Origin of the sequence: Mycobacterium sp. 1245111.1 (genome assembly GCF_001673405.1) — a bacterium.
Classification (GTDB): domain Bacteria; phylum Actinomycetota; class Actinomycetes; order Mycobacteriales; family Mycobacteriaceae; genus Mycobacterium.
Genome location: NZ_LZLV01000009.1, coordinates 1 through 26,605 on the forward strand (window position 1 = coordinate 1; position 26,605 = coordinate 26,605).

A 26,605-nucleotide genomic window follows, 5' to 3' on the forward strand; every position below is an offset into this window, starting at 1 on the left:
CGGTGACCCCCTGATTTTTGATGCGGACTTGCATCGGCTGCGGGTTTTCTTCGAAAGCCAGGGGATCGCGATGCGGTTCGGTCAGCCCGACGAGCACGACGACACGTTGCCGCACAACGATTTAAGCGGGCGGTCGCTGGCTGAGTTCGTGCACGCCGAACTCGCCGCGACGTTGCAACTGGGCGACGCGCTGTCGATCGACCCGACCGCATCGCTGATCGACCTCGGGTTGGACTCGCTGCTTGCGCTCGACCTGCGGCGGCGCTTGCGCCGGACCGTGGGCCGCTCGGCTCCGGTGGCGCGGATGCTCGGCGGCATCACGGTCAACGAGCTGATCGAGGTCCTCGGTGCGACCAACGGACAGGACATGGGGAAGGTTGGGACGTACGCGTGACTGACACCACGAGCTTCGACACGCTCGAAGCGCAGCGTCTGGAGTTATTGCGTCGCAAGATCGCCGAGCGTGGCCTGACCCGACCGAACATCGGCGCGGCCGCCGTCACGCAGAACCCCGAAATGTCCGACGGCCAACGCCGGATGTGGTTCGTTCAGTCGGTCGACCCGGACGGGGCGCTGCTCAACATCTGTGTGTCCTACCGCATCACCGGTGAGGTCGACATCGCGCGGCTCCGCCGCGCCGTAGATGCCGTCGCGCTGCGTCACCCGGTGCTGCGCACCACGTACCAAACCGGCAGCGACGGCGATCCCTACCCGGTGATCCACGGCGACCTACGCCCGGACTGGGCCGAGCATGACCTGTCCGGCCTTGCCGATCAGGCCCGCCAGCTCAGGCTGGAAGTACTGGCGCAGCGGCAGTTTCGGCAACCGTTCGACCTGACCAAAGACGCGCCGCTGCGAATCGCCGCCGCGCGGGTGGGCGCCGACGAGCTGATCCTGCTGTTCACCGCTCACCACATCGCGTGGGATGACGGTTCGTGGGCGCCGTTCTTCAGCGACCTCACCCGCGCTTACACCGACGTCGACAGTGTGCCGCCGGTGTCGACGTCGGTTGCGGGGGACCCGGTCCGCAGCAGCGACGAAGACCTGGGTTATTGGCGGTCGCTGATGACGAATCTGCCTGAGCCGCTGGAACTTCCCGGCCCAAACGGATCGGTGGTCCCCAGCACCTGGCGCGCCCAGCGCACCGTCGCGCATCTGTCGGCGGAAACCATCGAGCGAGCCGCCGCGCTCGCCCGAGAGAGCGGCGCCACCCCGTACATGGTGTTGATGGCGGCGTTCGGCGCCCTCGTACACCGATACACCCACGCCTCGGACTTCCTCGTCGCGACGCCCGTGCTGAACCGCACAGCCGCAACCGAGAACGCGATCGGATACTTCGGCAACACCCTGGTGCTGCGGATGCGGCCGGAGTCACGGATGACGTTCCGTGAGTTGCTCGTGCAGACCAGGGACAGCGCTGTCGGAGCCCTGGCCCACTCGCGCGTCGACCTGGAATGGCTGGTGCGCGAATCCAATCCCGACCGCCGGCACGGCGCCGAGCGGATGACCCGGGTCAGCTTCGGGCTACGCGAGCCCGACGGCGGCGGGTTCAGTCCGCCCGGAGTGCGCTGTGAGCGCGCCGAGCTGCGCGGCCACATCAGCCAGCTGCCGCTCGGGTTCATGATCGAATTGGACGGTTCGGGTCGCGGCGCAACGGTCGAAGCCGAATACCTGGTCGAGGTTCTCGACCGTCCTCTGGTGGACCAACTGCTGCGCCACTACGGCGTGCTCTTGGAACACGCGCTGGCAGAACCGGATACCACGCTCTCAGCATGCCGACTGCTGAGCGACGCGGACGCCGAATGGCTACGGGACGTGTCGGCAGGCGAGGACTTCAGCAGCCCGGCAAGCACGCTCCCGAGCCTGGTCGCGCGGCGTGCGGCCCTGACGCCGGACGCCGTGGCCGTGGTCTACGAAGGCCGGCAGTACAGCTACCGCGAAATCGACGACGAGGCAAACCGGTTGGCGCACTGGCTGATCGAGCAGGGCATCGGCACCGAAGACCGGGTCGCGGTGCTGCTCGACAAGTCGCCCGAGCTGGTCATCACTGCGCTGGGCGTCCTGAAAGCGGGCGGCGTCTACCTTCCTGTCGACCCCACCTATCCCGACGACAGGCTGACGTTCATCCTCGACGACGCCGAAGCGAAACTGGTTCTTCGTGAACCGGTCACCGGCCTCGCGGACTACCCGGCCACCGAGCCGACGGACCTGATCCGCCCGCTCGGCCCCGCCAACACCGCGTACCTGATCTATACCTCGGGGTCGACCGGGCTGCCCAAGGGTGTGCCGGTGCCGCACGCGCCGATCGCGGAGTATTTCGTCTGGTTCGGCGAGGAATACCGAGTCGACGAAACCGACCGGCTGCTGCAAGTGGCCTCGCCGAGCTTCGACGTGTCGATCGGCGAGATCTTCGGCACCCTGATCTGCGGCGCGCGGCTGGTGATTCCGCGGCCGGATGGTCTGCGCGACATCGGATACCTGACCGAGCTGCTGCGGCGCGAAGGCATTACGTCGATGCACTTCGTCCCGTCGCTTCTCGGGCTGTTCTTGTCGCTGCCCGGGGTCAACCAGTGGCGCACCCTGCGGCGGGTGCCGATCGGCGGCGAACCGCTGCCCGGCGAGGTGGCCGACAAATTCCACGCCACCTTCGACGCGCTGCTCTACAACTTCTACGGCCCCACCGAGACCATCGTCAACGCGAGCAGCTACCCGGTGGAGGGCGCCCAGGGTACTCGGGTGGTGCCGATCGGCCGGCCCAAGATCAACACCCAGATACATCTGCTCGACGATGCGCTGCAGCCGGTCCCAGTCGGTGTCATCGGCGAAATCTACATCGGTGGAACGCATGTGGCTCGCGGCTACCACCGCCGGCCCGGGCTGACCGCCGAGCGCTTCATCGCCGACCCGTTCATCCCGGGCGCCCGGCTCTACCGTTCCGGCGACCTGGCGCGCCGCAACTCCGACGGCGATATCGAATTCGTCGGCCGCGCCGACGAACAGGTCAAGATCCGCGGCTTCCGGATCGAGCTGGGTGAGGTCGCCGCGGCGATTTCGGTCGACCCCAGTGTCGGGCAGGCCGTCGTGGTGGCCAGCGATCTACCGGGATTGGGTAAGAGCCTGGTCGGCTATGTCACCCCGGTCGACGGGAAGGGCCGCGAAACCGTTGACCTCGAACGGATTCGTGCGCGAGTAGCGGCGGCGCTGCCCGAATACATGACCCCGGCCGGCTACGTGGTGATCGACGAGATCCCGATCACGACCCACGGAAAGATCGACCGCTCTGCGCTGCCGGAGCCGGAGATCATGACCAAGGCGCAATACCGCGATCCGACGACCGTCACTGAACGCCGGATCGCTCAACTGTTTTCCGACCTGCTGGGTCATGACCCGGTCGGCCTCGACGACTCGTTCTTCGATCTCGGCGGCCACTCGTTGGTGGCCACCAAGCTGGTCACCGCGATCCGCGCGGACTGCGCCGTCGAGCTCGGCATTCGCGATATCTTCGAGCTCGGTACGGTCGGCGCGCTGGCGCAACGGGTCGACGATTTGCGTTCCGGGGCACACGGCCAGTCGAGGCCCAGGCTGATCGCCACCAACCACGACGAACCCTTGCCGCTGTCGGCGTCGCAACTGCGGAGCTGGTTCGCGTTCCGGGTGGACGGGCCGAGCCCGGTCAACAACATCCCGTTCGCCGCGCGGCTGACCGGGCCGTGGGACATCGACGCGTTGATCGCCGCCGTCGGCGACGTCATCGCGCGCCACGAAATCCTGCGCACCACATACGTTGACGACGACGGCATCCCGTACCAGATGGTCGGCCCGGTCGCCGAGCTGGCGGTGCGGCGCGCTGCGGGTAACGGCGAACGGTGGCTGCAGGAGCAACTCGAGGCCGAGCGTCGGCACTGCTTCGAGTTGGACCGCGAATGGCCGATCCGGGTCGCCGTGTTGGACAACGGCGGCGAACATGTGCTGTCGCTGGTCGTCCACCACATCGCCTCCGACCACTGGTCCGCGGGTGTGCTGTTCGCCGACGTGATGACCGCGTACCGGGCCCGCCGCGACGGCGAGGCGCCGGCATGGGCTCCGCTTCGCGTCCAGTACGCCGACTACGCCGCTTGGCAACGTGATTTCCTGGGGGAGCCGGGCGGACAAGAGACCGCGGTTGCCACCGAGCAACGGGACTACTGGACGAGCCAGCTGGCCGGTCTGCCGGAGGACAGCGGTCTGCGCCCCGACTTTCCGCGCCCGCCGCTGCCCAGCGGCGACGGTGAATCGGTCATTTTCAGCATCGACGCGGCCACCCGCGCCAAACTCGCCGACCGGTGCCGTGAGTTGGGCGTCACCGAATTCATGGCACTGCAGGCCGCTGTCGCCGTGGTGCTGCACAAGGCGGGCAGCGGGGTCGACATTCCGCTCGGTACGCCGGTCGCCGGCCGCACCGAAGCCGAGCTCGATCAACTGATCGGGTTCTTCGTCAATATCTTGGTGCTGCGCAACGACTTACGGGGCAACCCCACGCTCCGCGAGGTGTTGACCCGGTCGCGTGAGACCGCGCTGGCTGCCTACGCCAACCAAGACCTGCCATTCGACCGGGTGGTCGACAGCGTCAGCCCGGTGCGATCGCTGTCGCGCAACCCGCTGTTCCAGGTGATCGTGCACGTCCGCGATCACCTTCCCGCGACGCGGGTCATCGAGTCGGGGCCGGACGGTGACACCGTGTGCACCTCGCTGGATCCCGTGTTCGACATGGCGCACGCCGACCTCAGCGTGAACTTCTTCGGCACCGACGGATCCGGCGATGTCGGCTACAACGGCAACCTCATCTTCCGCACCGAGCTCTACCACCGCAACACCATCGAGCGGTTGGCCGGGTGGCTGACCCGAGTCGTCACTGAGTTTGCTGACGACATCGACCAGAGTTTGCGGGACGTGGTGCTTGCCGATGCGCACGAACAGCAGCGCATCCTCGCCCAGTGGAGCCGCGGCGAGCAGCCACCGCCCGACCGGCCGCGGACCGTGCCGGAACTGCTCGAAGCCAGCCGACAGTGCGATGCCGGCCGGGTCGCGGTGCGCTGCGCCGGAGAGGATCTCGATTACGCTGCGCTGCATCGACGTTCGGACAATCTAGCCACGATGCTCGCCGACCGGGGTGTGTGTCCGGGTTCCTTCGTGGGCCTCTCGACACGTCGCGGGATCGACATGGTGGTGGCGCTTGTCGGCATCGTGAAAGCCGGTGCGGCCTATTTCCCGATCGACCCGGCATATCCGTTGGCGCGCAAGCAGTTCATGCTCGATGACGTGCAACCACCGGTGGTGGTCGCGACCGTCGAAGCGCTCAACACCATGCCGGATGATTTTGCGGGTACCACCGTGTTGCTCGATGACGCCGAAGTGCGATCCGCGATCGAGGCCCCGGAGCCATTGTCCGCGCTACCGCGGTTGCCGCACCCCGACGACCCGATGTATCTGGTGTTCACCTCCGGATCCACCGGAAAACCCAAGGGCGCCGTAGGAACTCAACGCGCTATGGCCGCCCGGCTGGATTGGCAGCTGCGGCACTATCCCCCGAGAGGGGACGACATTCGGCTGTCACAGGCGTCGATGACGTTCCTCGAAGGTGGCATGGAGCTGTTGGCCGGCCTGGCAGCCGGCGCCACGATGATCCTGGCCGACGACATCGAGCATCGTGACGCGGAAGCGCTTGGCGCGCTGATGAATCGCGAGTCTGTCGCTCAGATCACCGCGGTGCCCAGCCTGGTGTCCGCATTGGTGGACAGCGCGCCGGACGCGGTGCGGTCACTGGCCCGGTTGGTGTGTGGCGGTGAGCCGGTGAGCAATTCGCTGCTGCAGCGACTGACGGCCGTGCGTGCAGACGCGGGCGACCAGGGTCCGCAGTTGTTGAACAACATCGGCTCCACCGAAACCTGCGGCGCGGTGTCGCGCGGACGGCTGAGCCTGCCGAGCCCGCGGGTCGGCTCACCCGTGGCCGGGGCGCAGGCCTACCTGCTCGACGACGGATTGCGGCCGGTGCCGGTGGGGGTGGTGGGCGAGTTGTACTACGCCGGTGACCAGTTGGCCCGCGGGTATTGGAAGCGGTCGGCGCTGACGTCGACGCGGTTCATCGCGAATCCGTTCGCCGACGAACCCGGTAGCCGGTTGTACCGCAGCGGCGATCTGGCGCGCTGGACCGACGACGGCGAATTGGAGTTCGCCGGACGCGCCGACCACCAGGTACAGGTGCGCGGATTCCGGGTCGAGCTCGCCGAGGTTGAGGCCGCGCTGGCCGCCGCAGACGGTGTCGCAGCGGCCGCCGCCCGCACCTGGGAGGTGCACGACGGTACGAGCCTGGCCGGTTACGTTGTGCCGCAGCACCCCATCACTGACGAGGCGGATTTCGCGGTATCGGTGCGCGCCGCGATCAGTGCGACATTGCCCGGCTACATGGTGCCGTCGTCGCTGACGGTGCTGGACGCGCTGCCGAAGACGGAGTCGGGCAAGCTGAATCGGCCCGGGTTGCCACGGCCCGCGGTGAGCACCAGCGGCCACACGGAGCCGGCCCGCACCGACACCGAACGCGCGCTGGCCGCCGTCTTCGCCGACCTGCTGTCCACACAGGAGGTCGGCCGCTTCGACGATTTCTTCGCGCTCGGCGGAGACAGCATCCTGTCGGTCCAGTTGGCCTCGCGGGCACGGGCGGTCGGGCTATCGGTCAACCCGCGAATGGTTTTCGAGAACCCCACCGTGGAGCAGCTGGCCGCCGCGGTCGATGCGCTGCCGACAGACAGTGAGGTGGGCCCCGTGGAAGACACCACCCGGTTCGAGCCGATGACGACCTCGGGCTTGTCGGCGACCGACTTGGCGGCGGTGACGCAGCTGTGGTCGAAGTCGCGGGACGGGACGTCATGACCGCGACCGAAGCCCAAGCCTGCGATGACGTCACGACACCCGACATCGAGGACGTGATGGCGCTGAGTCCTCTTCAGGAGGGCCTGTATTCGCTGACCGCACTGGCCGAATTCGCCGAAGGCCAGCCCGCCGACGACCCGTACGTGATCGGTATGGCCGCCGACATCTTCGGCGCCCTGGATGCCGCGTTGCTCCGCGACTGCGCGGCGAAGATGTTGGTCCGGCACCCGAATTTGCGAGCAAGCTTCTTCAGCCGCGGAATTCCCCGCCCGGTGCAGATCGTGCCGTCGCGAGTCGACCTGCCATGGCGCGACGTCACCGCTGTTGAAGCAGACATCGAGGCGATCGAACTCGACGAGCGTCGGCGGCCGTTCGATCTCGAGCGGCATCCGGCTATTCGGTTTCTGCTCATCGAATTGCCCGATGCGCGATGGCGTTTGGTGATCACCGCGCACCACATCGTGATCGACGGCTGGTCGCTGCCGGTGTTCGTCGCCGAGATGATGATCCTGTATCGCGCCGGCGGCGATCTCGACGCGCTACCGGTTGCCCCTCGGCCGTACCGCGACTACATCGGCTGGCTCGCCGGCCGGGATCAACAAGCCAGTCAACGGGTTTGGCGTGAGCACCTTGCCGGCCTGCCCGGTCCTACGCTGCTCGCGGCCGCGTTCGGCGGTGCTGATGCCGCGCGAACCTCGACGCGTCTGCCTCAGCGGACCGAGCTGCAGCTGGATGCCGAGGCCACCGAGCGACTGGTCACGGGTGCCCGCGCCCACGGGGTCACGCTCAACACCCTGCTGCAGACCGCGTGGGCGACGATCGTGTCCCGGCTGACCGATCGTGACGACGTGGTTTTCGGGGTCACCGTGTCCGGCCGCCCCGCCGAGTTGGCCGGCGTCGAGACGATGGTCGGCTTGTTCATCAACACCGTGCCGCTACGCGTGCGGCTCGATGCCGCCGCGCCGGTCGGCGAGCAATGCCGTGCCGTACAACGGGATTCGGCAATGCTGCGCGATCACAGCTACCTGGGGCATGCGCAGCTCCGGGCCATGGGCGGCGTCGGCGAAATGTACGACACCCTGCTGGTCTACGAGAACTTCCCGACGGGCGGGATGGCCGCGGGCGACCAGTTGGCCGGCACCGGCCTCACGTTCCGGCCAGCCGCCGTGGAAAGCCTGACGCATTTCCCGATCGTGCTCGCGGCGCACATGGCCGACCAGCGACTGGTCCTGATGGTCGAAGTCGTCGACGGCGCGATCGGAAACACCACCGCGGAAAACCTCGGCCAGCGGCTGCTGACCACCGCGGATCGGATGCTGGATCACTGGGACAGCCCGCTGCGCGACGTCAGCGTGCTGCTGGCCGGCGAGGCGGCACCGGTCGGCAGGAGTGCGGCGAAACCAGCCACGCCGCACGGCATTCACACCCGATTCGCGGAAGTCGTCGCCCGCGTGCCCGACCATCCGGCGGTGACGTGGTCGGGCGGCGTCCTGAGCTACCGCGAACTCGACGAGGCGGCCAATCGTCTGGCCGGCGCGCTCGCGGCCCACGGCGCCGGCGCCGAGACCCCGGTTGCCATCCAGCTCCCCCGCGGTCCGCAGTACATCGTCGCCATCCTCGCCGCGCTGAAAGCCGGAGCGACATACGTCCCGCTGGAGCCCGCAATGCCGGCCGAGCGGGTGAATTCGATTCTGCGGCAAAGCGGTGCGACCATCGTCGTCGACGACAACTTCACCGCCGACGGTCACGGCGACTTCCGCCCAGCAGACGTCGATTCCCGTCAGGCCGCCTACGTGGTCTTCACGTCGGGTACCACCGGAGAGCCCAAGGGCGTCATCGGAACTCACGCAGCGGTCGGCGCCTACGCCGATGACCATCTCGAGCATGTGCTGCGACCGGCCGCGGCCCGAGTCGGCCGGCCGCTGTGCATCGCGCACGCCTGGTCGTTCGCGTTCGACGCGGCCTGGCAGCCACTGGTCGGATTGCTCGACGGCCACACGGTCCACGTCGTCGACGAGCACACCCAGACCGACGCCGAGGCCTTGGTCGCGGCCATCGCCGAGCACGGTGTCGACATGATCGACACCACCCCGTCGATGTTTGCCCAGCTGCGCTCGGCAGGTTTGCTGGCCCGGGTGCCACTGGCCGTGCTCGCGCTCGGCGGCGAAGCACTCGGCCGCGGCTCCTGGGAGTTCATCCGACGCCGGTGCGCGCAGACCGGGATGACGGCCTTCAACTGCTACGGACCCACCGAGACCACGGTCGAAGCGGTGGTGGCCGCCATCGACCACTACGACGAGCCGTCGATCGGGCATCCGACCGGCCACACCCGCGGCTACGTGCTGGATTCCGCGCTGCGCCCGGTGCCCGACGGTGTCGCGGGCGAGTTGTACCTCGGTGGCGCCCAACTGGCCCGCGGGTACCTGAACCGTGCAGGCGAAACCGTCGGGCGTTTCGTCGCCGATCCCTTCGCCGCGGGCGAACGCATGTATCGCACGGGGGATTTGGTGCGGCGCCAACCTGACGGATCGCTGCAATACGTGGGCCGCGCGGACGCGCAGGTCAAGATTCGCGGCCACCGGGTGGAGCCCGGCGAGATCGCGGTCGTGCTCGAATCACACCCCGACGTCCGGCATGCCGGTGTGGTGGTGCGCGAGCATCAGGGCGTGCCGCGGTTGATTGCCTATGTGGCGCTTACGGATTCGTCATCGGTGATCGAGCTGCGCGGCATGCTGGCGGCTAGGCTGCCGCGGTACATGGTGCCGCAGCGCATCGTCGCCGTCGACGAGATCCCGCTGACCTCCAACGGCAAGCTGGATGAAGCCGCCTTGGTGGCAACCGATTCGACGGCGCTGACCGAGTCGGGCGGGGCCGAGCCCGAAACCGAGACGGAGTCGGTGCTGGCCGAGGTGCTGACCGAGATCCTGCGCGTCGGCCGCGTCGACCCGAACGCGGACTTCCTCGAGCTGGGACTGGACAGCATCGTGGCGCTGTCGGTCGTACAGGCGGCCCGACGGCGCGGTATCGCACTGCGTGCCAGGCTGATCCTGGAGTGCGCAAGCGTCCGCGAGCTTGCTGCGGCCATCGACGCCGAAGCCGCCGCCGGCAAGCCCATCGCAGACACCGAAACGGGCAGCGGGCCCATCCCCTTGCTGGCTAACGCGCACTGGCTCTACGAATTCGGTGAGCCCCGCCGGCTGGCGCAGGCCGAAGCGATTCGCCTGCCCGACGGCGTCACCGGCGAGCAATTGCGGACGGCGCTGGCGACCATCGTCGCCGGTCACGAAGTGCTGCGCAGCCGACTGGACCGCGCGACGATGTCCTTGCACGCCGCTCAGTCTGTCGACATCCTCACCGAGACAACGGTGTCCGGTGATCTGCGGGACGCCGTTGCCACCCAGACCGCGCAGGCGATCGACGGACTCGATCCTGAACACGGGAAGCTGATGACAGCCGTGTGGCTGCGACCGCAGACCGGCCAGAGCGTGCTGGTGCTGGCCGCCCACGTGCTGGCTTTGGACCCGGTGTCGTGGCAGGTGGTGCTCGGCGAACTCGACGCCACCATGCACGCTCTGATGGCTGGCAACACCCCGGCCCCGGTTCGCGAGCACACCAGCTATCGGCGCTGGGTGCGGGCGATGACGATACGCGCGGAATCCCTTGACAGCGAGCCGTATTGGACGACGCAGCTGGCCGGCGACGACCCCGAGCTCGGACAGCGGCGCTTGGCGCCGGCCAGCGACCGCGCCGCCGGGCTGTTGGTGCGGACGGCGATGCTCGACGTGGACGCCACCGCCCGGCTGCTGAAGTCCGGGCTGCCGGTGTTCGACGTCCTGATCGCCGCCGCGTCGCGGATGATCACCCGGTGGCGGCGACAGCGCGGGCAACCGACACCGCCGCCGCTACTGGCGTTGGAGACCCACGGCCGGGCCGATTCGCTGTTCGACACCACCGTCGATACGAGCGAGACCGTTGGGCTGTTGAGCGCGATCTATCCGCTCCGCGTCGACACCGACGACCCGCGACGCGTGCGGGAACTGCTGGCGGCCATCCCCGGCGACGGTGTCGACTACGGGCTGCTGCGGTATCTGCGCGGCGACACCGCCGGTCGCCTCGCCGCCTTCGACGGGCCGCAGGTGTTGCTGAACTACCTGGGTCGCGCCGAAGTGGGCGGCACCAGCGGACTGTGGCTGGATCGCGGGCTGCTGAACGGTGTTTCACCGCTGCCGGAGCCTGACCTCGCGGTCCGTTACGAGCTGAGCCTGGTCGCGACCGTGCTCGGCAGCGGCGAGCATCAGGTGCTGGTGACGCAGTGGCGGGCACTGCCCGACATCCTCAGTGAGTCGGACATCGCTGCCCTGCAGCAGCTTTGGACGCAGTCGCTCGAGGAGATGGTGTCATGACCACGCTTGCCGTCCTGGGTGCCGGTGTGAAGGCGGTGGCGGTTGCCGCCAAGGCGCACGTGCTGAGCGAAATGGGTGTCGAGGCACCCAAGGTGGTCGCCATCGAACGCACCGGGGTGGGCGCCAACTGGCAGGCCAGCGGCGGCTGGACCGACGGCGCCCAACGACTGGGCACCAGCCCGGAAAAAGACGTCGGATTTCCTTATCGCTCCTCCCTGGTCCCACGCCGCAATGCCGAACTCGACGAGCGGATGACCCGGCACAGCTGGCAGGCATATCTGATTGCCACCACCCAATTCGCGCAATGGATCGACCGTGGCCGGCCGGCGCCGACCCACCGACAATGGAGCCAGTACCTGCGCTGGGTGGCCGACGAAATCGGCATGACGGTGGTGTACGGAGAGGTCGACCGGCTGGCCGTCGACGGCGACCAGTGGGCGTTGCACACCGACGAAACATGTGTGCACGCCGACGGTTTGATGATCACCGGACCCGGACAAGCGGAACGCTCGCTGCTGCCGGGCAACCCGCGGGTGATGTCGATCGCGCAGTTCTGGCATCGCGCCGGACAGCACGACCGCATCAACGCCGAACGGGTCGCGGTGATCGGTGGCGGCGAGACCGCCGCGGCGATGCTGAATGAGCTGTTCCGGCACCGCGTTTCGACCATCACGGTGATCTCGCCGCAGGTCACGCTCTTCACCCGCGGTGAGAGCTTTTTCGAGAACGCGCTGTTCTCCGACCCCAGTGACTGGACCGCGCTGACGGTGGAGGAGCGGCGCGACGCGATCGCGCGCACCGACCGCGGGGTGTTCTCGGCCAACGTCCAGGACGCCCTGTTGGCCGACGACCGCATCCGTCATCTGCGCGGGCGGGTGGCGCACGCAGTGGGTCGCGACGAGCAGATCAGGCTGACGCTGTCGACCAACCGGGGCAGCGAAAACCTGGAAACGGTGCACGGTTTCGACTTGGTCATCGACGGGTCGGGCGCCGACCCGCTGTGGTTCACCTCGTTGTTCAGCCAGGACGCGCTCGACCTGCTGGAGCTGGGCCTGGGTGGTCCGCTGACCGGGGACCGCGTCCAGGAAGCCATCGGGCACGACCTCGCCGTCGTCGATGTCGCACCGAAGTTGTTCCTACCCAACCTCGCCGGGCTCAACCAGGGACCCGGTTTTCCCAACCTCAGTTGTCTGGGGCTGTTGTCCGATCGGGTGCTGGGCGCCGATCTGGGTGTCAGCACCGGCCCCTCGATCAGGAGAGATGATGAGCACCAATCCCTTCGATGACGAGAACGGCACCTTCGTCGTCCTCGTCAACGACGAAGACCAGCACAGTCTGTGGCCGACGTTCGCCGACATCCCGGTGGGCTGGCGCAAGGTCTTCGGGGAGGCTGGACGCGCGGAATGCCTGGCCTATGTCGAGGAGAACTGGACCGACATGCGGCCCCGAAGCCTGCGCGAGGCGATGGACAGCTGATGGCCCGCGGTTTTCAAGGTGCGATGCTGCGGGGCTTCGGCGCCCGCGACCACACCGCGACCGTGCTCGAAACCATCCGGATAGCACCGCATTTCGTGCGTATCCGGATGGAGTCGCCCACGCTGTTCTCCGACGCCCAGGCCGAGCCCGCGGCCTGGCTCAGGTTCTGGTTTCCCGACCCCGACGGGTCGACCACCGAATTCCAACGCGCGTACACGATTTCCGAGGCCGACGTGGCGGCCGGGCGGTTCGCGGTCGACGTGGTGCTGCACGACCCGGCCGGCCCGGCCTCGACGTGGGCCCGAACGGTCGAACCCGGCGCGACCATCGCGGTGATGTCGTTGATGGGCTCGTCGCGATTCGACACACCCGACGAGCACCCGGCCGGCTACCTGTTGATCGGTGACTCGGCGTCCATACCGGGCATCAACGGGATCATCGGCATCGTCCCCGACGACGTGCCGATCGAGGTCTACCTCGAGCAGCACGACGACAACGACCGGCAGATCCCGATCGCGCAGCATCCGCGGTTGCGGCTGCACTGGGTCGACCGACGCGACGAGAAATCCCTTGCGGGCGCTATCGAAACCCGCGACTGGTCCGACTGGTATTGCTGGGCCACACCGGAAGCCGGCACGCTCAAGCACGTCCGGACCCGGCTACGCGACGACTTCGGCTTCCCTAAGTCCGAGATCCACGCGCAGGCCTACTGGAGCGCCGGGCGCGCGATGGGTACGCGGCGCGGCGACCAAGAGCCGGCGATCACCGCCGAGCCGGAAAGCGTTGTCGCCCAGGATGTACCGACGGCAGTCCAGGGGAGTTGGCGCACCCAGGCCGCAGGCCGGCTGCTCGCGCCGCTGCGCTCGGCGTTGATCGCCTCGGGCGTCTTGCAGGCCATCATTACGCTGGTCCAGTTGGCGCCGTTCGTGCTGCTCGTCGAACTCGCCCGGCAACTGGTGTCCGGCGCCGAGGCTTCGCAACTGAAACAGATCGGCTTGGCCGCCGTGGTGCTGCTCGGGACCGGCACCTTGCTGGGCGCCGCGCTGACGCTGTGGCTACATGTCGTCGACGCGCGGTTCGCCAGTGACCTGCGTTCGCGGCTGCTGAGCAAATTGTCGCGAGTCCCGTTGGGCTGGTTCACCGCTCGCGGATCGGGGTCGATCAAACAACTGGTCGCCGACGACACCCTGTCGCTGCACTACCTGGTCACCCACGCCATTCCGGACGCGGTCGCGGCGGTAGTCGCACCGCTGGCGGTGTTGGTCTACCTGTTCGTGGTCGACTGGCGGGTCGCGCTGGTGTTGTTCCTTCCCGTGTTGGTCTATCTGGTGCTGACGTCGTCGATGACGATTCAATCCGGCCCGAAAATCCCGCAGTCACAACGCTGGGCGGAGCGGATGGGCGGCGAGGCCGGCGCGTATCTCGAAGGCCAGCCGGTGATCCGGGTCTTCGGTGGTGCCGCTGCATCCAGCTTCCGGCGCAGGCTCGACGAGTACGTCGGGTTCCTCACCGAGTGGCAGCGTCCATTGGCCGGCAAGAAGACGTTGATGGATCTCGTCACCCGGCCCACCACATTCCTGTGGCTGATCGCCGCGACCGGCACGCTGTTGGTCATCGGCGGCGACATGAATCCGGTCGACCTGTTGCCGTTCCTGTTGCTGGGCACCACCTTCGGCGCTCGGCTGCTCAACATCGCCTACGGACTGGGCGGGATCCGCGCCGGGCTGCTGGCCGCTCGCAGGCTGCAGATCGCGCTCGACGAGCCGGAACTCTCGGTGCGCGAAGAGCCGCGCAACGGCCCTGACGACTGCGTGGTGTTCGACCGGGTCACCTTTGGCTACCGGCCCGATGTGCCGGTAGTGCACGACGTCTCGTTAACGCTGCGGCCCGGCACGGTCACCGCACTGGTCGGCCCCTCGGGGTCGGGCAAGTCCACGCTGGCCGCTCTGCTGGCCCGCTTCTACGACGTGCAACAGGGCGCGATCACGGTTGGCGGCCACGATATTCGGTCGCTGACCGCCGACGAGCTCTACACCCGAGTCGGATTCGTGCTGCAGGAAACCCAGCTCGTCCACGGCACCGTCGCCGAGAACATCGCCCTGGCCGTCCCCGACGCGACCCCCGCGCAGATCGAGGCAGCCGCCCGCGAGGCCCAAATCCACGAGCGCATCCTGCGACTGCCGAACGGCTACGACACCGTGCTCGGCGCGGCGAGCGGGCTGTCCGGCGGGGAACGTCAACGACTCACGATTGCCCGGGCGATCCTCGCCGACACGCCGGTCCTAATCCTCGACGAGGCGACCGCATTCGCCGACCCCGAATCGGAATACCTTGTGCAGCAGGCACTCAACCGGCTGACTCGGGAGCGCACGGTCTTGGTGATCGCGCACCGCCTACACACCATCGCCGGGGCCGATCAGATTGTCGTGCTCGACCACGGCCGCATCGCCGAGCAGGGCACCCACGACGAACTGCTGGCCGCCGACGGACGCTATCGACGCTTGTGGGACAGCGGCCGCCGCGAACCGGTCAGCGCGACGAGCACTCAGGAGGCCACCCGATGATCCGCACCTGGATCGGCCTCGTCCCGCCGGAACGCCGGGGCAGGGTGATCGTGTACACCGTGCTCGCCCTGGTCTCGGTGATCGTGCGGGCCGTCGGCGCCGTGTTGCTCGTGCCGTTGGTGGGAGCGCTGTTCAGCGACGCTCCGCAGCGGGCGTTGATCTGGCTGGGCTGGCTCACCGCCGCGACCGCGGCCGGCTGGATCGTCGACACCGCCACTGCGCGAATCGGTTTCGATCTCGGCTTCGCTGTCCTCGACCATACCCAGCACGACGTCGCAGACCGGTTGCCCGATGTGCGCCTGGAATGGTTCGGTGCGGAGAACACCGCGACGGCACGGCAGGCGATCGCCGCGACCGGCCCAGAACTGGTCGGACTCGCCGTCAACCTGCTCACGCCGTTGGTCACCGCCGTGTTGCTGCCGGCCGCCATCGGGGTGGCGCTGCTGCCGGTGTCGTGGCAGCTCGGTGTCGCTGCGATGGGCGGTGTGCCACTGTTGCTCGGAGCGCTGTGGGCCTCGGCCCGGCTGGCCCGTCGCGCGGATCAGGCTGCCGCCGAAGCGAATACGTCGCTCACCGAGCGCATCATCGAGTTCGCCCGCACCCAGCAGGCATTGCGCGCGGCGCGCCGCGTCGAGCCGGCCCGCAGCATGGTCGGCGACGCGCTGGCCGCCCAGCACGGCGCCACGATGCGGCTGCTGACCATGCAGGTTCCCGGCCAGCTGCTGTTCAGCCTGGCCAGCCAGCTCGCGCTGATCCTGTTCGCCGGCGCGACAACGGCTTTGACCATCGCCCACACGCTGAGCGTGCCGGAGGCGATCGCGCTGATCGTGGTGATCGCCCGCTACCTGGAGCCGTTCACGTCGATCAGCGAGCTGGGCCCGGCCCTGGAAAGCACCCGCGCCACCCTCGAGCGGATCCGCGCGGTACTCGGTGCACCCGTCATGGCCGCCGGAACTCAACGCCGCCGTGCGGATGACCGCGCACCGCTGATCGAATTCGACGACGTCACGTTCAGTTACGACGGCGCGAGCGCACCGGTGCTGGACCGAGTCAGCTTCACGCTGCAACCGGGCACCACCACGGCGATCGTCGGACCGTCCGGATCGGGCAAGAGCACGATTCTGGCGCTCATCGCCGGGCTGTATCAGCCCGTCGAGGGCCGCGTTCTGGTCGACGGCGTCGACGTCGCCACATTGGACGCCGACGCCCGCCGGGCCGTCAGCAGCGTGGTGTTCCAGCATCCCTATCTGTTCCATGGGACGATCCGGGACAACGTCGCAGCCGGTGACCCCGCCGCAGGCGACGCGCAGTTCAGCAGGGCCGTCGCGCTGGCCCGCGTCGACGAACTCACCAGCAGGCTGCCCGCCGGCGCCGACACCATCGTCGGCGAGGCGGGTACAGCGCTGTCCGGTGGCGAGCGCCAGCGGGTCAGCATCGCGCGCGCTCTGCTCAAGCCGGCCCCGATCCTGCTCGTCGACGAGGCGACCAGCGCGCTGGACACCGAGAACGAGGCCGCGGTGGTCGACGCGCTCACGGCCGACCCGCGGCCACGGACCCGGGTGATCGTCGCCCACCGATTGGCCAGCATCCGGCACGCCGACCGGGTGTTGTTCCTCGACGCGGGCACGATCGTCGAGGACGGCACGGTCGACGAACTGCTCACCGCGGGCGGTCGTTTCGACGATTTCTGGCGCCAGCAACGTGACGCCGCCGACTGGCGGATCCACGTCAACTAGTCGCAGCCACACGCTCACCAGTGGTTTTGATGGGCGACAACGGGTAATACGACACGCCAGCATCAGGGTCGCGGCAGACCGCGCAACGACCAGCAGAATGACACCCGATGATCACGTCCAAATCGAAGGGACAACGATGACCATGAAATTCTTCGCCACCGGGGTGGCCGCCGTCGCCACCATTGGTGCCGCCGCGGCCGGCGCGACGGCACTGACCGTCGGCGTCGCGCCCCAGATCGTGCCCGTCGTGCACAACGCACCGCTCGACCCGCCGCCGCCGGCGCCCGGCCAGCCACCGCTTCCGGCCCCCGAGCAGCTGGCCGACCTGTGCACCCGCGTCACCGACCCCGGCGTGAACTACGAGACCAAAGTGGGCCTGGTGGAAAACGGCATAACGTCGGGCGAGGGCCACGTGGCCGACCACGACCTGCGCAAGGCCTACCGCAACGGAAACTTCCCGGAACAGTTCAACGTCACCAACATCCAGCCGATCCCGGGCAACGGGGTCAAAGCCGACGTCGGCATTACGGGCCCCAAGTTTGCCGGGCCGGTCGAAAAGACCCTCGTGTTCGTCGACCAGGGCGGCACGTGGATGCTGCAGCACGACTCCGCACTTGCGCTGGTGCAGGCGGCCACCGCCGTCAACTGAACGGCGGGCTAGGCCTGATCGGCCTGCTGGCTGACCGCGTCCAGATCGAGCAGCCGCGCGTGCAGGACGGTGCGATTCCGCAACGCCGACCGCACCGCGCGGTGCAGGCCGTCCTCGAGGTAGATGACGCCTTTCCACAGCACGGCGTGGGGGAAGAGGTCACCGTAGAAGGTGGAGTCCTCTGACAGCAGGCGGTCCAGCGCCAGCACTGTTGTCGTGGTGACGATCTCATCGAGCCGGATCTGTCGCGGCGGAATCCGCGACCAGTCCCGGTAGGACAGGTTGTGGTCTGGGTACGGTTTGCCGTCGCGCACGCCTTTGAAGATCATCTCCGGCGCTGCCTCCCCGATGCGGCCATGCAGGACAGGGTAGTCGCTGGTGGTCCCCGTAAACTGGGCGGAGGTTAGGAGGGCCAAGCGAAGATGAGCACTGCCGATGAGCGTCGCTTTCAGGTGCTGCAAGCGATCGTCGCCGACTTCGTCGCGACCAAGGAGCCGATCGGCTCCAAGTCGCTGGTCGACCGCCACAACCTCGGCGTCTCGTCGGCGACCGTGCGTAACGACATGGCCGTCCTCGAAGCCGAGGGCTACATCACCCAGCCGCACACAAGCTCCGGCCGGGTGCCGACGGAGAAGGGTTACCGCGAGTTCGTCGACCGGCTCGACGGCGTCAAGCCGCTGTCGGTGGCCGAACGCCGTGCCATCCAGAGCTTCTTGGAATCCGGCGTCGACCTCGACGACGTTCTGCGGCGCGCTGTCCGGCTGCTGGCCCAGCTGACCCGTCAGGTCGCCGTCGTGCAGTACCCGACGCTGTCGACGTCGACCGTGCGGCACTTGGAAGTGATCGCGCTGACCCCGGCGCGGCTGCTGATGGTGGTGATCACCGACACCGGCCGGGTGGACCAGCGCGTGGTCGAACTCGGCGACGTCATCGACGACCACCAGCTGTCGCAGCTGCGGGAGATGCTCGGGCAGGCGCTGGAAGGCAAGAAGCTGTCGGCGGCATCGGTCGCGGTGGCCGACCTGGCCGCTCAACTCGACGGTCGTGGCGGCCAGTCCAAGAGCCTCAGCGACGCGGTCGGCCGGTCGGCCACCGTGCTGCTGGAGTCGCTGGTCGAGCACACCGAGGAGCGGCTGCTGCTGGGCGGCACCGCCAACCTGACCCGCAACACCGCCGACTTCGGCGGCTCGCTGCGCTCGATCCTGGAGGCACTCGAGGAGCAGGTCGTCGTCTTGAAGTTGCTGGCCGCCCAGCAGGAGGCCGGCAAGGTCACCGTCCGCATCGGACACGAGACGGAGGCCGAGCAGATGGCGGGCACATCGGTGGTGTCCACCACCTATGGCACCCTCGACACTGTCTACGGCGGCATGGGTGTGCTCGGGCCCACTCGAATGGACTACCCGGGAACTATCGCTAGTGTCGCTGCGGTTGCTCTCTACATCGGCGAAGTGCTGGGTACACGGTGACTCCACTTTGCAGGCACAATTCATGGATGGCCGTCGATTCACGGCTGAGTAAGGCCTAAGGGCCCAGGAAGGTCAAGCGTGGCACGCGACTATTACGGTCTGCTCGGCGTGGGCAAGAACGCGAGCGATACGGAGCTCAAGCGCGCGTATCGCAAGCTGGCCCGCGAACTGCACCCCGACGTCAACCCCGACGAAGCCGCGCAGGCGAAGTTCAAGGAGATCAGCGTCGCCTACGAGGTGCTGTCTGACCCGGAGAAGCGGCGCATCGTCGACCTGGGCGGCGACCCGCTGGAGAACGCGGCGGCCGCGGGTGGTGGCGGCTTCGGGGGCTTTGGCGGTCTGGGTGACGTCTTCGAAGCGTTCTTCGGCGGCGGCGCGACCTCGCGCGGTCCGGTCGGCCGGGTCCGGCCGGGTTCGGACTCGCTGCTGCGGATGCGGCTCGACCTCACCGAATGCGCGACCGGTGTGAGCAAGCAGGTCACCGTCGACACCGCGGTGCTCTGCGACCGATGCCAGGGCCGCGGCACCAACGGCAACTCGCAGCCCGTGTCGTGCGACACCTGCGGCGGTCGCGGCGAAGTGCAAACCGTCCAGCGGTCGCTGCTCGGCCAGGTGATGACAGCGCGTCCCTGCCCGACCTGCCGCGGCGTCGGCGAGGTCATCCCCGACCCGTGCCATCAGTGCGGCGGCGACGGACGGGTGCAGGCCCGCCGCGAGATAACCGTCAAGATTCCCGCCGGCGTCGGCGACGGCATGCGGGTCCGGCTCGCCGCTCAGGGTGAAGTGGGCCCCGGTGGGGGACCGGCCGGTGACCTGTACGTCGAGATCCACGAGCAGCCGCACGACATCTTCGTGCGCGACGGCGACGACCTGCACTGCACGATCTCGGTGCCGATGGTCGACGCCGCGCTGGGCACCACGGTGACCATCGACGCGATCCTCGACGGCCTGACCGAGATCACCATTCCTCCTGGGACACAACCCAATTCGGTGACCACCCGTCGCGGTCACGGCATGCCGCATCTGCGTTCCGGGGCGCGCGGCGATCTGCACGTGCACGTCGACGTGGTGGTGCCCGAGCGGCTCGATAACCAGGACGCCGAGGTGCTGCGCGAGTTCAAGAGTCGGCGCACCCGCGACGTCGCCGAGGTCAAGTCGACCCACGCCTCCGCGACCAACGGCGGGTTGTTCAGCCGGCTGCGCGAAACGTTCACCGGCCGCTAATTGGCCGGCCTGTTTTACATCGACTCGCTGCCCGACAGCGGTGAGCTTGCCGTCGTCGACGGCGACGAAGGCTTCCATGCCGCCACGGTGCGACGCATCCGGGTCGGCGAGGAGTTGGTTCTCGGCGACGGAGACGGCGGGGTGGCCCGCTGCGTCGTCGAGGAAACCGCGCGAGACGGGCTTAGGGCCAGGGTGCTAGAGCGGCGGCAGGTGCCGGCCGCCTCGCCGCCGGTGACAGTGGTTCAGGCGTTGCCCAAATCCGAGCGCTCCGAGCTGGCGATCGAGCTGGCCACCGAAGCCGGCGCGGACGCGCTGGTGGCCTGGCAGGCCGCGCGTTGCGTGGCTCGCTGGGACGGCGCCCGCGCCGACAAAGGTTTGCGGCGCTGGCGAGCGGTAGCGCGGGCCGCCGCGCAGCAGTCGCGGCGGGCCTACCTGCCCGCCGTGGACGGCGTGTGGTCCACCACGACGTTGGTCACCCGGATCGGCGAGGTGGTGGCAACGGGTGGCATCGTCCTGGCGCTGGACGCCGAGGCCGCCGGGCCGCTGACGGATCTGAGCCTGGCGCAGGCGAAGTCGGTGATGTTGGTAGTCGGTCCCGAGGGTGGCATCGCTGGCGACGAGTTGACCGCGATCGTCGACGCCGGGGCGACGTCCGTACGACTGGGCCCGACCGTGTTGCGCACCTCGACCGCGGCGGCCGTCGCGTTGGGCGCGCTGGGTGTGCTGACACCGCGCTGGTCGCAGCCTGACTGATGGCGTTTTTGCGCGCCGAGATCGACGTGAGCGTGACTTGTTCTCGACTTTCCCCACGCTGTTGTCGATCTCGACGCTGCTGCTCGCGGGCATGCAGTCCGTTGCTCGGCACGGCTAAGCATTGGGCTCGTCGACCGGGCGGCGGTAGAATCGAAACGCTAACCCGCTGCATACACCACAGAAAGCAGGCTTTAGAACACACGTGACGCCTCGCGAAACCAACGCTGCTGGCCCGTCCACATCCTCGGTTCGCAGCAGCATCGACGTTCCGCCCGACCTCGTCATGGGCCTGCTCGGTTCCGCCGACGAAAATCTCCGCGCACTCGAACGCGTCCTGGCCGCGGATCTGCATGTGCGCGGCAACGCGGTGACGATCTCCGGTGAGCCCGCCGACGTCGCGCTCGCCGAACGGGTGCTCGCCGAGCTTGTCGCGATCGTCGCCGGTGGCCAGCAGCTCACGACGGAAGGGGTGCGGCACAGCGTCGCGATGATGGTCGGAACCGGCAACGAGTCACCGGCCGAGGTGCTGACGCTGGACATCCTGTCCCGCCGCGGCAAGACGATTCGTCCCAAGACCCTCAACCAGAAGCGCTACGTCGACGCGATCGACGATCACACCATCGTGTTCGGGATCGGCCCGGCCGGCACCGGCAAGACCTATCTGGCCATGGCCAAGGCGGTCAACGCGCTGCAGACCAAGCAGGTCACCCGCATCATCTTGACCCGGCCGGCGGTGGAAGCCGGTGAGCGCCTTGGCTTTCTGCCAGGCTCGCTGAGTGAGAAGATCGATCCGTATCTTCGTCCGCTCTACGACGCGCTGCACGACATGATGGACCCCGAGCTGATCCCGAAGCTGATGTCGTCGGGCGTAATCGAGGTTGCGCCACTGGCATACATGCGCGGTAGAACGCTCAACGATGCGTTCATCATCCTCGACGAGGCTCAGAACACCACCGCCGAGCAGATGAAGATGTTCCTCACCCGGCTCGGCTTCAGTTCCAAAGTCGTTGTCACCGGCGATGTTACGCAGATCGACCTGCCGGGTAACAGTCGATCGGGCTTACGCGCGGCGGTCGACATCCTCGACGGAATCGACGACATCCACATCTCGGAACTCACCAGCGCCGACGTGGTTCGCCACCGGCTGGTCTCCGAAATCGTGGACGCCTACGCGCGCCACGAGCAGCCCGGGCTGACGATGAACCGGGCCGCGCGCCGCGGCTCGGGTCGCCGGTGACCTTATGACGATCGAGGTCGCCAACGAATCCGGATTCGACGTTGCCGAATCCGAATTGATCAGCGTCGCAAAGTTTGTGATCACCCAGATGGACGTCAATCCGGCGGCGGAGCTGTCGATGGTGTTGCTGGACACCGCGGCCATGGCCGACCTGCACATGCGGTGGATGGATCTACCCGGACCGACCGATGTGATGAGTTTCCCGATGGATGAGCTCGAGCCCGGTGGTCGCCCGGACGCGCCCGAACCGGGTCCGGCGATGCTCGGTGACATCGTGCTGTGTCCCGAATTCGCCGCCGAGCAGGCGGCTGCGGCAGGCCACTCGTTGGGACATGAGTTGGCGCTGTTGACAATTCACGGTGTGCTGCACCTGCTCGGCTACGACCACGCCGAGCCGGACGAAGAAAAAGAGATGTTCGGCCTGCAGCATCGCCTGCTCGAGGAGTGGGTCGCCGACCAGGTGCAGTTCTATCGCGAGCAACGTCAGCAGGATCGCGATCAGCGATTGCTGGACAAATCAAGGTATTTCGACAATTGAACCACTCCGCTTCGCTGTTCGGCGCGATCGTGCTGATCTCTCTGGGCAGCGTATTCGCGGCCATCGACGCGGCGATCAGCACGGTGTCGATGGCGCGCGTGCACGAAATGGTCCGCGACGAACGACCGGGCGCGGTACGGCTGGCCAACATCATGACCGACCGCCCGCGGTACATCAATCTGGTGGTGCTGCTGCGGATCGTCTGCGAAATCAGCGCGACGGTGCTGCTGGCCCAGTTCTTCTACCGGCAGGTCAGCCGCGACTGGGGACTTTTCATCGCGGCGGTCGTCATGGTGGTGATCAGCTTCGTCGTCATCGGCGTGGGTCCCAGGACGCTGGGCCGGCAGAATGCCTACTCGATCGCCCTGGTCTCGGCGCTTCCGCTGCAAGTGATTTCGGTGCTGCTCACTCCGATCAGCCGAGTGCTGGTGGTGCTGGGAAACATGCTGACGCCCGGTCGCGGATTCCGCAACGGCCCGTTCGCCTCCGAGATCGAGTTGCGCGAAGTCGTCGATCTGGCGCAGCAGCGCGGTGTGGTGGCCGACGACGAGCGGCGGATGATTCAGTCGGTGTTCGAGCTCGGCGACACCCCGGCCCGCGAGGTGATGGTGCCGCGCACCGAGATGATCTGGATCGAGAGCGACGAGTCAGCGGCCGCCGCGACGTCGCTGGCCGTGCGCAGCGGTCACTCCCGCATTCCGGTCATCGGCGAGAACGTCGACGACATCGTCGGGGTGGTTTACCTGAAAGATTGTGTGCAGCAGGCGTATTACTCTTCGACGAACGGCCGGGAGATCCCGGTGACCGAGGTGATGCGCCCGGCGGTATTCGTGCCGGACTCCAAACCGCTGGACGCCCTGCTGCGCGAGATGCAGCGCGATCGCAACCACATGACGCTGTTGGTCGACGAATACGGCGCGATAGCCGGCCTGGTGACGATCGAGGACGTGCTGGAGGAGATCGTCGGGGAGATCGCCGACGAGTACGACGCCGCCGAGGTGGCGCCGGTGGAAGACTTGGGCGACAACCGTTTCCGGGTGTCGGCGCGGCTGCCGATCGAGGATGTCGGTGAGCTCTACGGCCTGGAGTTCGAGGAGGATCTCGACGTGGACACCGTCGGCGGACTGCTGGCGCTGGAACTGGGCAGGGTCCCGCTGCCCGGGTCGGAGGTGGTGTCGCACGGTTTGCGGTTGCACGCCGAGGGCGGACCGGACCATCGCGGACGGGTCCGCATCGGCACGGTTCTGCTGAGCCCCGTCGACGGAAACGGCGCGGCCAGTGACTGAATTCCATTCCGGCTTCGTCTGTTTCGTCGGCCGACCGAACACCGGCAAGTCGACCTTGACCAACGCCTTGGTCGGCTCGAAGGTCGCGATCACGTCGAACCGCCCGCAGACCACCCGCCACACCATCCGCGGCATCGTGCATCGCGACGAGTTCCAGATCATCCTCGTCGACACCCCGGGGCTGCACCGGCCGCGGACTCTGCTCGGCAAGCGGCTCAACGATCTGGTCCGCGACACCTACAGCGAGGTCGACGCCATCGGCTTGTGCATCCCCGCCGACGAGGCGATCGGCCCGGGGGACCGGTGGATCGTCGAGCAGATCCGAACCACCGCGCCCCGAACGACTTTGGTGGCCATCGTCACCAAGATCGACACCGTGTCCAAGGACAAACTCGCCGCGCAGCTCGTCGCGGTCAGCGAACTGGTCGGCGCCGATGCCGAGGTGGTCCCGGTGTCGGCTACCACCGGCGAGCAGGTCGACGTGCTGATCGGAGTGCTGGCCGCCGCGCTGCCGCCCGGACCGCCGTATTACCCGGACGGCGAGCTCACCGACGAGCCCGAAGAAGTCCTGATGGCCGAATTCATCCGGGAAGCGGCTCTGGAAGGCGTGCGCGACGAATTGCCGCACTCGCTGGCGGTGGTGATCGACGAGGTCAACCCGCGCGAGGGTCGTGACGACCTGATCGACGTGCACGCGCTGCTCTACGTCGAACGCGACAGCCAGAAGGGCATCGTGATCGGCAAAGGCGGCGACCGGTTACGCGAAGTGGGTACCGCCGCCCGGGGTCAGATCGAGAAACTGCTCGGCACCAAGGTGTATCTCGACCTGCGCGTCAAGGTCGCCAAGAACTGGCAGCGTGACCCGAAACAGCTTGGCCGACTGGGCTTTTAGCGCACCGCCTGGGTCTCCGTGTTCCACCACACCTCGGGCTGCTTGGACGCCCAGCCGCCCAGCGCCTCGAGTTCGGCGGCCAGCGACACCAGCAGCGGCTCGCTGTCGGCCGGCCCCATCAGCTGCACGCCGATCGGCAAACCCTCGGAGTTGAAGCCGGCCGGAACATTGATCGACGGCCATCCCAACACATTCCACGGCCACGTCACCGGGCAGGCGGCGATCATCGCGCGATCGGTGGCCATCCCGCTGAGCTCGTCGAAGGCCTCGGCGACCGGTGGCGGCAACGCGGTGGTCGGAGCCAGCACCACATCCACGATGCGGAAGATCGAGCCGACCCGACGCTGGTTAGCGGCTTCCCCGGCCCTGGCGGCGCGCAGGATCTGCTGCGAGAGAAATCGGCCCATCCGCATGTTGGACATCGTCCGGCGGTCGAACTCGACTCCGGGGCCAAGGCGCTCGGCCCAATCGAGCAGCCCGGATGTGGACCGTGCCAAGAAGTTCCACGACAACCGCAGCCCGTAGTCGGGATTGCCCTCGACCACGGTGTGCCCCAGCAGTCGCAGCTGATCGCCGACCGCGTCCAGCGCGGCCTCGATCTCGGGGTCGAGTCGGGCCGGAAACGCGGTGAACGGGAATCGCGTGGACAGTGCGATGCGCAGCGAGCCAGGGGCGCGCCCGACGTGGTCGGATACCGTCACCGGTCGCGGCTTGTGCAGGTCGCCTTCCACGTTGCCGGACGCCGCGTCGAGCACCAGCGCAGCATCGGCGACGGTGCGAGCCAGCACCCCGTTGACCGTGATCCCGTTGAACGCCTCGCGCAGTGGCCACGTCGAGATGCGGCCTCGCTGAGGCTTGATGCCGACCAAATGAGTCCAGGCGGCCGGAATGCGGACGCTGCCCGCCCCGTCCGAACCGATCGCGGCGGTGACCAAGCCGGCGGCCACCGCTGCCGCGCTGCCGCCAGAGGAGCCGCCCGGCGTATGACGCTGCGACCAGGGGTTGCGGGTATGCCCGAACGCAGGCCCGCTGGTGAACGGCCACTGGCCCAGCTCGCAGGTGTTGGTCTTGCCGACGATCACCGCACCCGCGGCTTTGAGACGTCGTACCACTTCTGCGTCCTGGGCCGCCGGCTGCACATATCCAGACGTGCCGAAATACGTGGGCAGGCCAGCGATATCGACGTCGTCTTTGACCGCGATCGGCACGCCCAGCAACGGTGCCTGGTCGCCGTCGGCGCGCCGCCGGTCGGCCGCGGCGGCATCGGCCAGCGCGGTCTCGGTGAGCACGACGCGGAAGGCATTCAGAGTCGACTGGCTCAGCTCGATGGCATGCAGCGAGCGGCGGACCAGTTCGTCGGAGGTCACCTCGCCGCTGGCCAGTTGGTACAGCTGGTCGGTCAGCGTCGGAAAACGGCGGTCGGGGGCGTTACTCATCGGTATCGACATTATCGGCGCGTGCGCCGGGTGCCGTCG

Annotated in this window: 17 protein-coding genes; 15 read left to right on the forward strand and 2 right to left on the reverse strand. The window is 67.9% G+C overall.

Features of this window, described 5'->3' with window-relative positions:
• The 8 genes from A5658_RS02005 to A5658_RS02040 all read left to right on the forward strand — a co-directional run.
• On the forward strand, positions 1-394 hold a 394-nt coding region (locus A5658_RS02005), incomplete at its 5' end, for an acyl carrier protein (protein ID WP_197503014.1).
• Positions 391-6,906 (forward strand): non-ribosomal peptide synthetase, encoded by a 6,516-nt coding sequence (locus A5658_RS02010; RefSeq protein WP_067330501.1) that lies wholly within the window; start codon positions 391-393, stop codon positions 6,904-6,906. The genes A5658_RS02005 and A5658_RS02010, both read left to right, overlap by 4 nt.
• Positions 6,903-11,309 carry a non-ribosomal peptide synthetase gene (locus tag A5658_RS02015; RefSeq protein WP_067330628.1) on the forward strand — a complete coding sequence of 1,469 codons (4,407 nt, stop codon included), beginning with the start codon at positions 6,903-6,905 and terminating at the stop codon, positions 11,307-11,309. Before A5658_RS02010 ends, A5658_RS02015 begins: the two co-directional genes overlap by 4 nt.
• On the forward strand, positions 11,306-12,595 hold the full coding sequence (gene mbtG, locus A5658_RS02020) for an NADPH-dependent L-lysine N(6)-monooxygenase MbtG (RefSeq protein WP_067330504.1): 1,290 nt from the start codon (positions 11,306-11,308) through the stop codon (positions 12,593-12,595). Before A5658_RS02015 ends, mbtG begins: the two co-directional genes overlap by 4 nt.
• Entirely contained in the window at positions 12,573-12,785 is a 213-nt protein-coding gene (locus A5658_RS02025) for an MbtH family protein (protein ID WP_067330506.1), read from the forward strand. The genes mbtG and A5658_RS02025 overlap by 23 nt, the downstream gene beginning before the upstream one ends.
• Positions 12,785-15,349 (forward strand): ABC transporter ATP-binding protein/permease, encoded by a 2,565-nt coding sequence (locus A5658_RS02030; protein ID WP_067330509.1) that lies wholly within the window; start codon positions 12,785-12,787, stop codon positions 15,347-15,349. Before A5658_RS02025 ends, A5658_RS02030 begins: the two co-directional genes overlap by 1 nt.
• Positions 15,346-17,085, forward strand: a complete 1,740-nt coding sequence (locus A5658_RS02035) for an ABC transporter ATP-binding protein (RefSeq protein WP_067330624.1) — start codon at positions 15,346-15,348, stop codon at positions 17,083-17,085. The genes A5658_RS02030 and A5658_RS02035 overlap by 4 nt, the downstream gene beginning before the upstream one ends.
• Before the next feature lie 136 nt (positions 17,086-17,221).
• Positions 17,222-17,734, forward strand: coding sequence for a hypothetical protein (locus A5658_RS02040; RefSeq protein ID WP_067330511.1), 513 nt, complete (start codon positions 17,222-17,224; stop codon positions 17,732-17,734).
• A gap of 8 nt (positions 17,735-17,742) precedes the next feature.
• Here the strand turns inward: A5658_RS02040 and A5658_RS02045 are convergent, their stop codons facing one another.
• Positions 17,743-18,063 (reverse strand): type II toxin-antitoxin system VapB family antitoxin, encoded by a 321-nt coding sequence (locus A5658_RS02045; RefSeq protein ID WP_067330514.1) that lies wholly within the window; start codon positions 18,061-18,063, stop codon positions 17,743-17,745.
• Positions 18,064-18,156: 93 nt separating this feature from the next.
• Here A5658_RS02045 and hrcA point away from each other — a divergent pair, with 93 nt between their 5' ends.
• From hrcA to era, 7 genes are all read left to right on the forward strand, one after another.
• On the forward strand, positions 18,157-19,200 hold the full coding sequence (gene hrcA, locus A5658_RS02050) for a heat-inducible transcriptional repressor HrcA (protein WP_067330516.1): 1,044 nt from the start codon (positions 18,157-18,159) through the stop codon (positions 19,198-19,200).
• Positions 19,201-19,278: 78 nt separating this feature from the next.
• Entirely contained in the window at positions 19,279-20,424 is a 1,146-nt protein-coding gene (gene dnaJ, locus A5658_RS02055) for a molecular chaperone DnaJ (RefSeq protein ID WP_067330519.1), read from the forward strand.
• Entirely contained in the window at positions 20,425-21,177 is a 753-nt protein-coding gene (locus A5658_RS02060; RefSeq protein ID WP_067330522.1) for a 16S rRNA (uracil(1498)-N(3))-methyltransferase, read from the forward strand. It abuts the gene before it with no gap.
• Positions 21,178-21,379: 202 nt separating this feature from the next.
• Positions 21,380-22,414 (forward strand): PhoH family protein, encoded by a 1,035-nt coding sequence (locus tag A5658_RS02065; RefSeq protein ID WP_067330525.1) that lies wholly within the window; start codon positions 21,380-21,382, stop codon positions 22,412-22,414.
• A 4-nt stretch (positions 22,415-22,418) separates the two neighbouring features.
• On the forward strand, positions 22,419-22,952 hold the full coding sequence (gene ybeY, locus A5658_RS02070; RefSeq protein ID WP_067330527.1) for an rRNA maturation RNase YbeY: 534 nt from the start codon (positions 22,419-22,421) through the stop codon (positions 22,950-22,952).
• Positions 22,949-24,238 carry a hemolysin family protein gene (locus A5658_RS02075; RefSeq protein WP_067330530.1) on the forward strand — a complete coding sequence of 430 codons (1,290 nt, stop codon included), beginning with the start codon at positions 22,949-22,951 and terminating at the stop codon, positions 24,236-24,238. The genes ybeY and A5658_RS02075 overlap by 4 nt, the downstream gene beginning before the upstream one ends.
• Complete coding sequence (gene era / locus A5658_RS02080; RefSeq protein ID WP_067330533.1) at positions 24,231-25,130, forward strand: GTPase Era; 900 nt, start codon at positions 24,231-24,233, stop codon at positions 25,128-25,130. The genes A5658_RS02075 and era overlap by 8 nt, the downstream gene beginning before the upstream one ends.
• Here the strand turns inward: era and A5658_RS02085 are convergent.
• Positions 25,127-26,566, reverse strand: coding sequence for an amidase (locus tag A5658_RS02085; RefSeq protein ID WP_369830472.1), 1,440 nt, complete (start codon positions 26,564-26,566; stop codon positions 25,127-25,129). The two genes, era and A5658_RS02085, sit on opposite strands and share 4 nt — an antisense overlap.
• Positions 26,567-26,605: the final 39 nt, after the last annotated feature.

Bases quoted from the DNA above. Each gene is read 5' to 3' on its own strand.
- A5658_RS02015 (WP_067330628.1), top strand. From the start codon at position 6,903: ATGACCGCGACCGAAGCCCAAGCCTGCGATGACGTCACGACACCCGAC.
- mbtG (WP_067330504.1), top strand. From the start codon at position 11,306: ATGACCACGCTTGCCGTCCTGGGTGCCGGTGTGAAGGCGGTGGCGGTT.
- A5658_RS02025 (WP_067330506.1), top strand. From the start codon at position 12,573: ATGAGCACCAATCCCTTCGATGACGAGAACGGCACCTTCGTCGTCCTC.
- A5658_RS02030 (WP_067330509.1), top strand. From the start codon at position 12,785: ATGGCCCGCGGTTTTCAAGGTGCGATGCTGCGGGGCTTCGGCGCCCGC.
- A5658_RS02035 (WP_067330624.1), top strand. From the start codon at position 15,346: ATGATCCGCACCTGGATCGGCCTCGTCCCGCCGGAACGCCGGGGCAGG.
- A5658_RS02040 (WP_067330511.1), top strand. From the start codon at position 17,222: ATGACCATGAAATTCTTCGCCACCGGGGTGGCCGCCGTCGCCACCATT.
- A5658_RS02045 (WP_067330514.1), bottom strand. From the start codon at position 18,063: ATGATCTTCAAAGGCGTGCGCGACGGCAAACCGTACCCAGACCACAAC.
- hrcA (WP_067330516.1), top strand. From the start codon at position 18,157: ATGAGCACTGCCGATGAGCGTCGCTTTCAGGTGCTGCAAGCGATCGTC.
- ybeY (WP_067330527.1), top strand. From the start codon at position 22,419: ATGACGATCGAGGTCGCCAACGAATCCGGATTCGACGTTGCCGAATCC.
- A5658_RS02085 (WP_369830472.1), bottom strand. From the start codon at position 26,566: ATGAGTAACGCCCCCGACCGCCGTTTTCCGACGCTGACCGACCAGCTG.